Raw genomic sequence first — 12994 nt, 5'->3', positions numbered from 1 at the left:
AACGCATTCATTCCATCAACCATTCACTTTTTCGGATACAGCAATACGCTGAAGGGTTAGCTTGCACCTATTAAAGAAGATTTACTGTGAGCGATGAATGATCGTGTGGCATATATCCGCCACACTAATCAGTATATTCTTTAATCGATTTACAACCATGGGCTAAGCGGGAAACAAACCGGATATGAGGATAAGTGACGGGAAATTGGTGGAAAAAATAAAAACAAAAGGCGATATTACTATCGCCTTCAGACTGCTGACAAACCCCGATGACGCAATGTTAGGCGGTGAGGATGGGCAGAAGAGTAAAGCGTCCGCGCCAGGGATGGCGCGGCTCGAGCCTCCAAGGATGGGTTTACGGCGTCTTTACGATCTGCCTGTTCTCTCCGTGCTGAGCACGTTGTAATAACCTCAGGCGATATTACTATCGCCTTAGAGACTCGAAGGTAGACTTACTGGACCGCAGCAAAAGCCGCCGCAACCCGCTGGACATTACCGTGATTGACCCCTGCCATGCACATTCTGCCACTGGCAATCAGGTACACACCAAACTCTTCACGTAGCCTGTCCACTTGCGCGGCGCTAAAACCGGTATAGCTGAACATGCCGCGCTGTTGCAGCAAATAATCAAAATTACGATTGGGTAGCGCCGCTTTCAAGGCTTGCACCAATGTGCTGCGCATTTCAATAATACGCAGGCGCATCTGTTCTACTTCAGCTTGCCATTGCGCCCGTAATTCATCGTCATGCAGCACTTTCGAAACGACCTGCGCACCAAAGTTTGGTGGGCTGGAATAGTTACGACGCACGGTGGCTTTCAGTTGACCCAGCACACGGCCCGCAGCGTCTTGACTTTCACAGACCACCGACAGACCACCGACCCGCTCGTTATACAGGGAGAAGATTTTAGAGAAGGAGTTACTGACCAAACACGGCAATTCAGCCGCCGCCATCGCGCGGATAGCATAAGCATCTTCGTTTAACCCGGCACCAAAGCCCTGATAGGCAATATCCAGGAAGGGGATCAGATCCCGGCCTTTGGCCACGTCAATAACCTGATCCCATTGTGCATTCGTCAGATCAGAACCCGTCGGATTGTGGCAGCAAGGATGCAGTAAAACGATGCTTCTGGCCGGTAACTGCTGCAAAGTTGCCAGCATTTGATCGAACTTCACGGTCAGTTTGTCATTATCAAAATACGGATAGGTATTCACCTTAAAACCTGCGCCGCTGAAAATAGCGACATGGTTTTCCCAGGTGGGATCACTGACCCACACCTGTGAATCGGGGAAATAATAATGAAGGAAATCAGCACCCACTTTCAGTGCACCAGAGCCACCCACGGTTTGGATAGTCGCCACCCGCTGTTGAGCCAGCATCAGATGTTCATTACCAAATAGTAATGTCTGAATAGCCGTTCGGTAGGATTGCAGACCTTCCATCGGCAAATAAACCGGTGTCCCGTGTGGCTGAGCGCTCAGTTGGGTTTCCGCAGTAGTCACTGCCCGCAACTGTGGAATTTCACCCTGTTCATTATAATAAAGCCCGATGCTCAAATTCACTTTATGTGCTCGGTCGTCGGCTTTAAAACTTTCCATCAGTGAAAGGATGGGGTCACCTGCATAGGCGTCAACATTCTGGAACACGGTGCTGCTCTCCTAGATTGATAATAATACCCGTGATACTTCAAGCCGCATGTACGTTAGCTACACTCATAACCCGAATCACTTACTGATGTAAGCTCATCAGGATTTATTCGCTTGCCGCCTTCCTGCAACCCGAATTATTTAGGGTATATACTCTGGTGGATATACTTAGGCAGCTTACCTTATTCCCCTAGATATTCCATCGCTACGCGGGAGGTCAGCTTAGTGATCAATTCATAGGCACTGATACCGCTGTAGGCGGCGATTTTCTCAACCGGTAATTCAGCCCCCCACAGTAAGACCTCATCACCGACTTTGTCACAGGCATCCGGCCCAAGATCAACTGAAATCATATCCATTGAGACCCGGCCCACAATATAAACTTCACGGCCATTAACCCGCATGGGTGTACCTGACGGTGCACTGCGCGGATAACCGTCACCATAGCCAATCGCCACAACGCCCAGGCGAGTATCACGCTCACTGACCCAAGTGCCACCATAACCTACCGGCTCACCGGCTTTATGTTCTCGTACCGCAATCAGGCTTGATTTCAATGCCATGGCAGGTAATAAACCAAAGTGGCTCGCATCAGGTGAATCCAGCGGAGAAACACCATACAGAATGATGCCCGGACGGACCCAGTCACGGTGTGCATCTGGCCACAACAAAATACCACCAGATGCTGCAATAGATTGTTTACCCGGTTTACCGGTGGCGAAGGCATCAAAACAGGTGAGTTGTTGGTGGGTGGTCTCCACCCGTGGTTCGTCAGCACGACTGAAATGGCTCATGATATTGACCGGCTGCACAACGTTATGGCATGCACTCAGGCGCTGATAAAAAGCCTCGGCCTGTTCAGGGCGCACACCCAGACGATGCATACCGGTATCCAGCTTCATCCAGACATGAATTGGCGCAGGAAGAATGGCAGCCTCCAAGGCTTCCAGTTGCTCAATGCTGTGTACCACTGTTTCAATGCGGTTAGCCACCAGAACCGGAAGATCTTCTGCGGCAAAGAACCCTTCCAGCAGCAAAATCGGTTTTACAATCCCACCGGATCGCAGCATCAGCGCTTCGCCAATCCGCGCGACACCGTAGCAATCGGCATCCTGCAAGGTATGTGCTATTTCTAATAACCCGTGGCCATAAGCGTTTGCTTTCACAACGGCAATCAGGCGGCTTTGTGGCGCCATGCGCCGTACCTGTTGCAAGTTATGTCGCAGAGCGCGGCGATCGATTACTGCTGTTGCCGCTTTCATTTCTGATCCTTAATAGATGTTATGCCCAAAGTCATTGGTGTCGCAGGTCGCCAGCAAGCGAACAAACCCCGATGAGCTGACACAAGTCAGTGATTCGGGTGACAAATCTGCCAGGAGCAGATTTGAACGCGGCTTGCGGCGGCCTCGCAGAGGCGAGGCCCATGGACGGGCCGAGTAACCCGTATTGCTAACAACCCCGCGACTTCGAGTACGAAGGGGATATTACTCGTCGTCGTATTGCATACCGGTATAGTTATCAAAGCGCGACCATTGACCATTAAACTTCAACCGCACAGAACCGATCGGGCCGTTACGCTGTTTACCCAAAATAATCTGCGCTATCCCTTTTTCATCACTGTTCTCGTGATAAACCTCATCACGATAAATAAACATGATTAAGTCAGCATCCTGCTCGATAGATCCCGATTCACGTAAGTCGGAGTTTACCGGCCGTTTATCGGCACGTTGCTCCAAACTACGGTTAAGCTGCGATAACGCCACTACTGGCACTTGTAGCTCTTTCGCCAGTGCTTTTAGCGAGCGTGAAATTTCGGCAATTTCTAAGGTACGGTTATCCGAAAGCGCCGGCACCCGCATCAATTGCAGGTAGTCGATCATAATCAGGCTCAAACCACCGTGTTCACGGAAAATACGCCGCGCGCGGGAGCGCACTTCAGTCGGCGTCAGACCGGATGAGTCATCGATGTACATATTGCGTTTTTCCATCAATATGCCCATGGTGCTGGAGATCCGCGCCCAATCCTCATCATCGAGCTGGCCGGTTCGGATACGAGTCTGGTCGACATGTGACAGTGACGCCAGCATACGCATCATTATCTGATCACCGGGCATCTCCAGACTGAAGATCAACACTGGTTTTTCCTGCATCATCGCGGCGTTTTCGCACAAGTTCATCGCGAAAGTGGTTTTACCCATTGATGGGCGCGCGGCGACAATGATCAAATCGGACTTCTGTAACCCGGCGGTCTTTTTATCTAAATCGGTAAAGCCGGTTGAAACGCCAGTGACACCATCATGGGGCCGCTGATAAAGCTGCTCAATTCGCGCGACCGTGGCTTCGAGGATCTGATCGACACTTTTCGGCCCTTCATCTTTACTGGCGCGGCTTTCAGCTATCTGGAACACCTTGGATTCAGCCAGATCCAGCAAATCTTCACTGCTACGCCCTTGGGGATCGTAACCGGCATCGGCTATTTCGTTGGCTACCGAGATCATTTCACGAACAACAGCACGTTCGCGCACGATATCGGCATAAGCGCCGATGTTCGCTGCACTTGGCGTATTTTTTGATAATTCTGCCAGATAAGCAAACCCCCCCACCGAATCCAGATCGCCTTTTTGCTCCAGCGACTCAGACAGAGTGATCAAATCGATCGGCTTGCTGTTTTCCAGCAAACGCTGCATTTCAGTAAAGATCCGGCGATGCGGGCGGCTGAAAAAGTCATTGCTGACTACGCGTTCTGACACGTTATCCCAGCGTTCGTTATCCAGCATCAAACCGCCCAACACGGACTGCTCTGCCTCCAGCGAATGAGGCGGGAGTTTCAGCCCTTCCATCTGGCGGTCTCGCGGCTCTGTCATTTTGTTGGTTGGTTTTTTTGCGGCCATGAAGAGTGTTCTTTACCTTGGTTGCGAATAGAGAAATGACAAATATATACCCAAAGTCATTGGAGTTGCAGGTAGGCAGCCAGCAAACGAACCCCGATGAGCTTACTCGAGTAAGTGATTCGGGTAAGTGCGCGCAGCTAACCCCCCTGCAGCTTCAAATACGAAGGGTATAAAATATAACGGCCTAGTATACGCGATGATATCCGAAGGGGTCATTATTCATTATATAGCAATGGAATTCCCTATCACTTATCGGTATTAACCAGACCTTGGCACCTTGCGCGGAACCCTGTAGGGTGAAAATACATCTACGTCGAGGAGCTAACATGGCAAAGCATATTCAATTTACCACCACCGGTGGACCGGAAGTGTTGCAGTACCTTGATTTCACACCTGCCGCCCCCGCAGCACATGAAGTTCAGGTAGAAAATAAAGCTATCGGTATTAACTATATCGACACCTATATCCGCAGCGGGCTTTATCTACCGCCACAGTTTCCCAGTGGCTTGGGCACTGAAGCCGCAGGTATTGTCACCAAAGTCGGTTCATCGGTTAACACCATAAAAGTGGGTGACCGGGTGGTGTATGCTCAGTCAGCTCTCGGCGCTTACAGCGAAGTCCATAATGTGGCGGCTGAAAAAATTGCTCTGCTCCCGCAAGAAATTTCTTTCGAACAGGCGGCCGCGTCTTTCCTTAAAGGGCTGACTGTTCATTATTTATTACGCCAGACCTATGAAGTCAAGCCGGGTGAAGTGTTCTTATTCCACGCAGCGGCAGGGGGGGTCGGATTGATTGCCTGCCAATGGGCTAAAGCACTTGGCGCAAAACTGATTGGCAGTGTCGGCTCCGATGAAAAAGCTGAATTGGCAAAAGCGGCCGGAGCCTGGGCCACCATTAACTATCGCACCGAAAATATCGCCGAGCGGGTTGCCGAACTGACCCATGGCGAGAAAGTTAGCGTAGTGTATGACTCTGTCGGAAAAAGTACCTGGCTGGACTCGCTTAATAGCCTTAAACCCAGAGGTCTGCTGGTTAGCTTCGGCAATGCCTCTGGCCCGGTAACAGGGGTAGACCTGGCGATACTGAACCAAAAAGGCGGTCTGTATGTTACCCGACCTTCCCTTAATACTTATGTCACCAACCGACAAGAGCTGGAAAGCGCCAGTCATGAGCTATTCTCACTGATTACCCGCGGAGCAATTAATGTTGATGTCGCTAAAGCGCAGCAATTCCCTCTGCGAGATGCCCGCCGCGCCCATGAAATATTAGAAAGCCGCCAGACAACCGGGTCCAGCTTACTGATCCCTTAAGTGATGGGCTGTTTTAATCATAGAATTAAAAAAACAAAGGGCTACGATTAAGTAGCCCTTTGTCATAACGCTTTCTTTGATGCCTATGTAGGGGTGTAGCAGAGTATTCTGTCAGAATCATGATCACTTAAACGACCGTGCCGTTTATACGGCTATTTACCTCTGACAGGGATGAAAATGTGATACCAAATCGTATCGTTTAGCATCCTAGCAAGCACGTTCAAGAAAAAATACGTTTTATCTACAATTAACACCACTAAACTTTCAGGCTGTGATCGTTGCCGCAAGACAGCAAAATAATCAGTAACGACGTACTGCCGGTTTCTGCATTGCACGCCAGATCCAGACGACAGCAACGGCTAAAATCAGCCATGGCAGCAGCTTAATCATCATGACAAACAACCCGCCAACCATCATAAAAGCCGCTGCGACCAGCAAAGCGGCAAATATGCCCAACAAAGAGATACCGGTTACCATCAGCATGATAAAAAAGCCAATAACAAAGAGGATTTCGAACATGGCTGGCTCCTTAATAATTATGCGTCGCCCAATACGGCAGCAAAAACTGAAACTGTCCAAACAGTATTACAAGAAACATGCCAATGTTGTGGTGAAAGTAACAGCTTGAATTAACTCTATTTATATAAACTCCCCTGCCAAACCCCCTGACAGGAGAGGTCAATTTGACTAACTTTTAGCTAATTTACGAGCGGGTCACCAATGCCAGCGCCTGCTCCACTACCGAGACATCGGCACCGGGCTTATGTGCATTTTCACTGAGATAGCGACGCCATTGACGCGCGCCTGGGATCCCCTGGAAAATACCAAGAATATGCCGGGTGATATGGCCCAGATAGGCACCGCGTGACAGTTCCTGCTCAATATAAGGATAAAGCGCTTGGATAGCTTTAACGCTATCAATAACAGCCGCATTAGGGTCAAACAGTTCGCGATCCACTTGCGTCAGAATACTTGGGTTTTGATAGGCTTCACGCCCCATCATTACCCCATCAAGATACTTGAGATGCTCTTTGGCTTCAGCGAGAGTTTTTACGCCACCGTTAATGGCAATCGTCAGTGCCGGAAAATCGCGTTTGAGCTGATAAACCCGCTCGTAGTCCAGTGGGGGGACTTCGCGATTTTCTTTCGGGCTAAGCCCTGAAAGCCAGGCTTTGCGGGCATGAATAGTGAAAATATCACATGCACCACGTTCCGCGACGGTTTGCACAAATTCACACAAGAACTCATAGCTATCCAGTTGGTCAATCCCGATGCGGGTTTTAACCGTCACTGGAATAGAAACCACATCGCGCATGGCTTTAATACAATCTGCGACCAAACTGGCTTCCGCCATCAAACAGGCACCAAAACGACCATTTTGCACCCGATCAGAAGGGCAGCCGACATTTAGGTTTATTTCATTGTATCCCCGCAGCTCGGCCAGCTTGGCACAATGCGCTAATGCCTGTGGGTCACTGCCACCAAGTTGTAGCGCAACCGGGTGGTCCTGCTCGCTATAAGCCAGATAGTCCCCTTTGCCGTGGATAATGGCACCGGTGGTGACCATTTCGGTATACAACAAGGTTTGTTTGGTTAGCAAACGATGAAAGTAACGGCAATGGCGATCCGTCCAGTCGAGCATCGGTGCGACGGAGAAACGTTGCAGGGGGTAGTGCGGCTTAACTGCCGGCGTACTGGAAAAAGTCTGGGCTTCGTGCATTTACTGTGATTTCATCGGTTATTATTGCATCAATTACCCATTAATATTGCTCACTGAGTGAACGATACAAAGGGATGGAACTGGCGATTATACCATAGAACCTTGCTGTGACTGCTCGTGTGATAGTGGAAGCATAAAACCAATAATGCGGTCATCGAATGCGGTGACTTGCCAAAATTGTGACACTTGGCTTCCCCTCAGCTTTTCGCCTCTCGGCGATTAGCAGTAAATATGGTAAAATCAGTGCAATTTGAATGCTGCGGGATGTATATGATGAACTCTATCAATGAGGCAAAGCTACTGGCTCAAGCTGAAGGTCTGTGCCAACAACGGAATGTCCGGCTGACACCGCAACGTCTTGAAGTTTTACGTTTGATGGCACAACAACCTGGTGCAATCAGTGCTTACGACTTGTTGGATCTGTTGCGGGTTTCTGAGCCACAAGCTAAGCCGCCAACCGTTTATCGCGCATTAGATTTTCTGCTGGAACAAGGGTTTATTCACCGTGTAGAGTCTGCCAATAGCTATGTGTTGTGCCATCATTTTGAAGAACCAGCCCATACTTCTGCGTTATTTATCTGTGATCGCTGCAAGATTGTGACTGAACGGACCACCGTCGGTATCGAAGAAGCACTGGCACAGCTAGCAGAACAATCTGGTTTTGTATTGCGTCATAGCGTAGTTGAAGCTCATGGTTTATGTGCTGGATGCGGGGAAGTTGAAGCCTGTGAAAGCCATGACCATTGTAACCATGACCACTCTATTGTGACCAAAAAGAAATAGATCCTTGACGATAAAAATCAGACTGTCGCTGGAAAGCGGCAGTATTAGATATATTTGAATAATAAAAACCAGACACCTATATTAGCTTAATGCCATAGGCATAAATACGGGTATATAAATAAATTTCAAATAGTCAATTTTATGACGGACACTTCCTTGTGTCTATGGCGATATAAATTGGAGATGAATAGAATGACTTAAATTAAAGTATAATGACCACCTTCGCTGTTATTTGAATAAACATAAAACCAGCAAGAAAATATTACTTAAAAGCATTCATTAAAAAAGGAGCCAATTAATTTATACCAATATCAGTTTAAGTCTATTTAACTCGGCTACCAGCGATACTTACTGTGGTCTTCCCAAGCTTTAACTTCTTTCTCGGCCTGCTCTTTCTGATAGCCGTATTTCTCCTGGATTTTACCTACCAGTTGGTCACGCTTACCTTCAATGACCGTCAGGTCATCGTCAGTCAGCTTGCCCCACTTCTCTTTCACTTTACCTTTAAACTGCTTCCAGTTGCCGTCGGCTTGATCTTTATTCATAATATCTCCGTTACCTTAGGATTAGTCAGTTTATTTAATTAAATACGATAAACACTCTCTATTGATAAAAACAACTTTATCTAAATTAGCCAATCACAGTCATAATTTAAATTAATTTTCGTTGTTTCGTTTACCGTAGTTATAATTATAGCAGAGGATACTAACAATTGAAGTCAGGGTGATATTAATCGCTGAGCTTTCGGTTATAAATAGAAATAATTACTGATATTACTCAGTTAAAACAGCAGGTAATAAATTATTGTCGGAATGCTCTTAATTTAAATGTGATGACATAGGCGGGAGGTTAAATTGACAATATACCCTTCAGACTGAAGGGTATATAGGAAAGCTTAAAATCAGATCCAGTCGCCATTGCGGATGACGCCTACGGCCAACCCTTCAATAGTGAAGCTTTGCTCACGCAAATCGACAACAATCGGCTGGAACTCACTATTTTCTGGCAGAAGTTGTACGATATTACCTTGTTTTTTCAAACGTTTTACCGTCACTTCATCATCAATGCGCGCGACAACGACTTGCCCGTTACGCACATCCTGCGTTTTGTGCACCGCTAATAGGTCGCCATCCAGAATACCGATATCTCTCATCGACATTCCGTTAACCCGCAGCAGAAAATCTGCACTCGGTTTAAACATCGATGGGTCTACTTTGTAATGCCCTTCGATATGTTGCTGTGCCAGTAGGGGTTCGCCTGCGGCAACCCGACCAATTAGTGGTAGGCCATCTTCTTCTTCCATCAGCAAACGAATGCCGCGGGAAGCGCCGGAGACAATCTCGATAACACCTTTACGAGCCAGTGCTTTTAAATGCTCTTCAGCAGCGTTAGGAGAGCGAAACCCCAGACGCTGCGCAATTTCGGCACGGGTCGGTGGCATGCCGGTTTGCGCCAGGTGATCGCGAACCAGGTCATAAACCTCTTGCTGTCTGGTAGTAAGTGCTTTCATTCCGCCCCCTGTTTGTTTATACAGTCTTGCTGTGAGTATATACAGGTAAGTGGGTATTGGGAACCAAAGAGTGAACAAAAACAGGGATTAATCACTGTTAATATCAACAACGTTGTGCGCACCTTTATTAACCGACATGCTGCCAAAGCACCATTATCCATACAAATAGTGCTAATCCAATCGCCAAGAACACAGCGGCGGACCCCATATCTTTAGCACGGCCTGAAAGCTCATGGCACTCACTGCCGATACGGTCGACCACCGCTTCAATAGCACTGTTAATAACTTCTATAATGATCACTAAAGCGACACTGCCAATCAATAAAATGCGTGCTATCGCATCTATATCCAGCCAGAAGGCCAGTATAATAGCGATGATGGCGGCCACGGCTTCCTGACGAAAAGCGGCTTCATTCTTCCAGGCTGCGGTTAGGCCTTTCACCGAGTAACCCGCCGCTTTATAGATTCGACTGAGTCCCGTTAATTGATTCGCCATGTTTTATTGCCTTTATCTTAAGTTAATGATGATTTTTGCCGCTTTCTGTTGTCTCATCACCACAGATCTCAAAACCAGTTTCTGGTATCCTTGCGACGAATTGCTAACAAGAGGCTTCATGTAGTTATGTCAGGTTGGCGTAAAATATATTATAAGTTACTGAATTTACCACTTAAACTGTTGGTAAAAAGCAAGGTTATTCCGGCAGATCCTGTGACTGAGTTAGGGTTAGACCCGTCTCGTCCTATTCTGTACGTATTACCTTACAATTCTAAGGCTGATTTGCTGACTTTACGAGCACAGTGTCAAGCATTGGACTTGCCCGACCCATTGATTCCATTGGAAATCGATGGCGTGCTACTTCCCAGTCACGTATTTATCGATAACGGCCCAAGGGTCTTTCGCTATTACGCACCTAAACAGGAATCGGTAAAGCTGTTCCACGATTATCTGGATCTGCATCGCAATAATCCTGAACTGGATATTCAGATGCTACCGGTTTCCGTGATGTTTGGTCGTTCTCCGGGGCGTGAAGGCCATGGCACACCTCATCTGCGAGTGCTTAACGGTGTCCAGAAATTCTTTGCTGTATTGTGGCTGGGCCGCGATAGCTTTGTCCGTTTCTCGACCACCGTATCACTGCGCCGAATGGCCAGTGAGCACGGTACCGATAAAACCATCGCCCACAAATTGGCACGCGTAGCAAGGATGCACTTCTCTCGTCAACGTTTGGCGGCGGTTGGCCCAAGTCTGCCGGCCCGTCAGGAGCTATTCAAAAAGCTATTGGCCTCTAAGGCGATTGAAAAAGCCGTCGCTGATGAAGCGCGGACCAAAAAAATCTCTCATGAGAAAGCCCAGCAAAATGCCATTACGCTGATGGAAGAGATAGCTGCCGACTTCTCTTATGAAGCAGTGCGTCTGTCTGACAGGGTATTGAGCTGGACGTGGAACCGTTTGTATCAGGGTATTAATGTCCATAATGCCGAACGAGTGCGGCAGTTGGCGCAAGACGGCCATGAAATCGTCTATGTACCTTGCCATCGCAGCCATATGGATTATCTACTACTCTCCTACGTGCTTTATCACCAAGGGCTGGTACCGCCACATATTGCCGCTGGTATTAACCTGAATTTCTGGCCTGCTGGGCCGATTTTCCGCCGTCTGGGCGCGTTCTTTATTCGCCGTACCTTTAAAGGCAATAAGCTCTATTCAACGGTTTTCCGCGAATATCTGGGCGAATTATTCACCCGTGGCTATTCGGTTGAATACTTTGTTGAAGGCGGGCGTTCGCGTACAGGTCGCCTGCTGGAGCCTAAAACCGGCACGCTGTCGATGACAATTCAGGCCATGCTGCGTGGTGGTACGCGTCCAATCACTTTGGTGCCAATTTACATCGGCTACGAGCATGTGATGGAAGTGGGTACTTACGCCAAAGAGTTGCGCGGTGCCACCAAAGAGAAAGAAAGCCTGTGGCAGATGCTGCGGGGCCTACGCAAGCTGCGTAACCTCGGCCAGGGCTATGTCAACTTTGGTGAACCAATCCCACTGACCACCTATCTGAACACCAATGTGCCGCAATGGCGTGATGCTATCGATCCAATTGAAGCACAGCGTCCAAGCTGGCTAACACCGGCAGTGAACGATTTAGCGGGTCAAATTATGGTCAGAATCAACAATGCGGCGGCAGCGAATGCCATGAACCTGTGTTCTACCGCATTGTTGGCCTCACGTCAGCGTTCACTGACGCGTGAGCAGTTGCTTGAGCAGCTCGATTGCTATCTGCAACTGATGCGCAATGTGCCTTACGCGAAAGATGTCACCGTGCCGGATAAAACGCCGGAAGAGTTACTTAATCACGCCTTGAATATGAATAAGTTTGAGGTGGAGAAAGATAATATCGGTGACATTATCATCCTGCCACGGGAACAAGCCGTGCTGATGACTTACTATCGTAATAACATCCAACATTTGCTGATCCTGCCATCGCTGATTGCCAGTATGGTCATGTACCAACGGCGTATTACCCGTGCCGAGTTGTTACGGCAAATCAGCATGATCTACCCCATGCTGAAGGCTGAATTATTCCTGCATTACAGCAAAGAGCAATTGCCACAGACCCTGGATACGCTGATTGATGAACTGGCTCGCCAGCAATTGATTTGCGACAAAGGGAACGAATTGGTGCTGAATCCGGCCCGTATTCGCCCGCTACAATTGCTGGCCGCCGGGGTGCGAGAAACCCTGCAACGCTATGCCATTACCCTGTCATTGCTGAGTGCTAACCCAAGTATCAATCGTGGGGCGCTGGAGAAAGAGAGCCGTATCATGGCACAGCGGTTATCCGTTCTGCACGGGATTAACGCACCGGAATTCTTTGATAAAGCGGTATTCTCAACCCTGGTAGGGACTTTGCGTGAAGAGGGTTATATCAGCGACAGCGGTGATGCCGTTCAGGATTATACGCTGGAAGTTTACAATATGCTGAGCACGTTGATGACACCGGAAGTGAAGCTGACCATTGAAAGTGTCAGTATGCCAGCCGAAACCAGCAATCAACTGCCAGCCCCCGAGGCAGAAAATAAAGAAGAGAACTAACTCCTCACGGCGCTAAGCAAAAGTAAGAAACAAAAATGGCCGG

The 12994-nt window shown here is 48.4% G+C and carries 11 protein-coding genes; 3 read left to right on the top strand and 8 right to left on the bottom strand.

Annotated features, from left to right (window positions below; translation table 11 throughout):
• Positions 1 to 452: 452 nt before the first annotated feature.
• The 3 genes from AEP37_RS13660 to dnaB form a co-directional block, all read right to left on the bottom strand.
• Positions 453 to 1646: an amino acid aminotransferase gene (locus tag AEP37_RS13660; RefSeq protein ID WP_049613840.1), complete on the bottom strand. Its 1194-nt coding sequence runs from the start codon at positions 1644 to 1646 to the stop codon at positions 453 to 455.
• 182 nt (positions 1647 to 1828) lie between these two features.
• The gene (gene alr, locus AEP37_RS13655) at positions 1829 to 2908 is read right to left on the bottom strand and encodes an alanine racemase (protein ID WP_049613839.1); all 1080 of its coding nucleotides are present in this window, start codon (positions 2906 to 2908) and stop codon (positions 1829 to 1831) included.
• A 222-nt stretch (positions 2909 to 3130) separates the two neighbouring features.
• On the bottom strand, positions 3131 to 4537 hold the full coding sequence (dnaB, locus tag AEP37_RS13650) for a replicative DNA helicase (protein ID WP_049613838.1): 1407 nt from the start codon (positions 4535 to 4537) through the stop codon (positions 3131 to 3133).
• Positions 4538 to 4863: 326 nt separating this feature from the next.
• Here dnaB and AEP37_RS13645 point away from each other — a divergent pair, with 326 nt between their 5' ends.
• A complete protein-coding gene (locus tag AEP37_RS13645; protein ID WP_049613837.1) occupies positions 4864 to 5847 on the top strand; it encodes a quinone oxidoreductase in 984 nt (327 codons plus the stop codon).
• Between the two features lie 300 nt (positions 5848 to 6147).
• Here AEP37_RS13645 and pspG read toward each other — a convergent pair whose 3' ends face one another.
• Positions 6148 to 6366 carry an envelope stress response protein PspG gene (pspG, locus tag AEP37_RS13640; RefSeq protein ID WP_049613836.1) on the bottom strand — a complete coding sequence of 73 codons (219 nt, stop codon included), beginning with the start codon at positions 6364 to 6366 and terminating at the stop codon, positions 6148 to 6150.
• A 184-nt stretch (positions 6367 to 6550) separates the two neighbouring features.
• Entirely contained in the window at positions 6551 to 7567 is a 1017-nt protein-coding gene (gene dusA / locus AEP37_RS13635) for a tRNA dihydrouridine(20/20a) synthase DusA (RefSeq protein ID WP_049613835.1), read from the bottom strand.
• A gap of 273 nt (positions 7568 to 7840) precedes the next feature.
• Between dusA and zur the strand changes: the two genes are divergently transcribed.
• Positions 7841 to 8350 carry a zinc uptake transcriptional repressor Zur gene (zur, locus tag AEP37_RS13630; protein WP_049613865.1) on the top strand — a complete coding sequence of 170 codons (510 nt, stop codon included), beginning with the start codon at positions 7841 to 7843 and terminating at the stop codon, positions 8348 to 8350.
• Between the two features lie 335 nt (positions 8351 to 8685).
• On the opposite strand, the gene AEP37_RS13625 is transcribed toward zur, so the two are convergent.
• The 3 genes from AEP37_RS13625 to AEP37_RS13615 form a co-directional block, all read right to left on the bottom strand.
• Complete coding sequence (locus tag AEP37_RS13625) at positions 8686 to 8895, bottom strand: CsbD family protein (protein WP_004391853.1); 210 nt, start codon at positions 8893 to 8895, stop codon at positions 8686 to 8688.
• 356 nt (positions 8896 to 9251) lie between these two features.
• The gene (lexA, locus tag AEP37_RS13620; protein ID WP_004704739.1) at positions 9252 to 9860 is read right to left on the bottom strand and encodes a transcriptional repressor LexA; all 609 of its coding nucleotides are present in this window, start codon (positions 9858 to 9860) and stop codon (positions 9252 to 9254) included.
• 127 nt (positions 9861 to 9987) lie between these two features.
• Complete coding sequence (locus AEP37_RS13615; protein ID WP_049613834.1) at positions 9988 to 10356, bottom strand: diacylglycerol kinase; 369 nt, start codon at positions 10354 to 10356, stop codon at positions 9988 to 9990.
• Between the two features lie 126 nt (positions 10357 to 10482).
• Between AEP37_RS13615 and plsB the strand changes: the two genes are divergently transcribed.
• On the top strand, positions 10483 to 12951 hold the full coding sequence (gene plsB, locus AEP37_RS13610) for a glycerol-3-phosphate 1-O-acyltransferase PlsB (RefSeq protein WP_049613833.1): 2469 nt from the start codon (positions 10483 to 10485) through the stop codon (positions 12949 to 12951).
• The last annotated feature ends 43 nt before the right edge of the window (positions 12952 to 12994 follow it).

Source organism: Yersinia pekkanenii, assembly GCF_001152565.1.
GTDB classification, from domain to species: Bacteria; Pseudomonadota; Gammaproteobacteria; order Enterobacterales; family Enterobacteriaceae; genus Yersinia; species Yersinia pekkanenii.
Note: the sequence above shows the minus strand (reverse complement) of the source record. Positions and strands in the feature narration are given on the sequence as shown.

Excerpts from the sequence above, each read along its gene's own strand:
- alr (WP_049613839.1), bottom strand. The coding sequence starts at position 2,908 with ATGAAAGCGGCAACAGCAGTAATCGATCGCCGCGCTCTGCGACATAAC.
- dnaB (WP_049613838.1), bottom strand. The coding sequence starts at position 4,537 with ATGGCCGCAAAAAAACCAACCAACAAAATGACAGAGCCGCGAGACCGC.
- AEP37_RS13645 (WP_049613837.1), top strand. The coding sequence starts at position 4,864 with ATGGCAAAGCATATTCAATTTACCACCACCGGTGGACCGGAAGTGTTG.
- pspG (WP_049613836.1), bottom strand. The coding sequence starts at position 6,366 with ATGTTCGAAATCCTCTTTGTTATTGGCTTTTTTATCATGCTGATGGTA.
- dusA (WP_049613835.1), bottom strand. The coding sequence starts at position 7,567 with ATGCACGAAGCCCAGACTTTTTCCAGTACGCCGGCAGTTAAGCCGCAC.
- zur (WP_049613865.1), top strand. The coding sequence starts at position 7,841 with ATGAACTCTATCAATGAGGCAAAGCTACTGGCTCAAGCTGAAGGTCTG.
- AEP37_RS13625 (WP_004391853.1), bottom strand. The coding sequence starts at position 8,895 with ATGAATAAAGATCAAGCCGACGGCAACTGGAAGCAGTTTAAAGGTAAA.
- lexA (WP_004704739.1), bottom strand. The coding sequence starts at position 9,860 with ATGAAAGCACTTACTACCAGACAGCAAGAGGTTTATGACCTGGTTCGC.
- AEP37_RS13615 (WP_049613834.1), bottom strand. The coding sequence starts at position 10,356 with ATGGCGAATCAATTAACGGGACTCAGTCGAATCTATAAAGCGGCGGGT.
- plsB (WP_049613833.1), top strand. The coding sequence starts at position 10,483 with ATGTCAGGTTGGCGTAAAATATATTATAAGTTACTGAATTTACCACTT.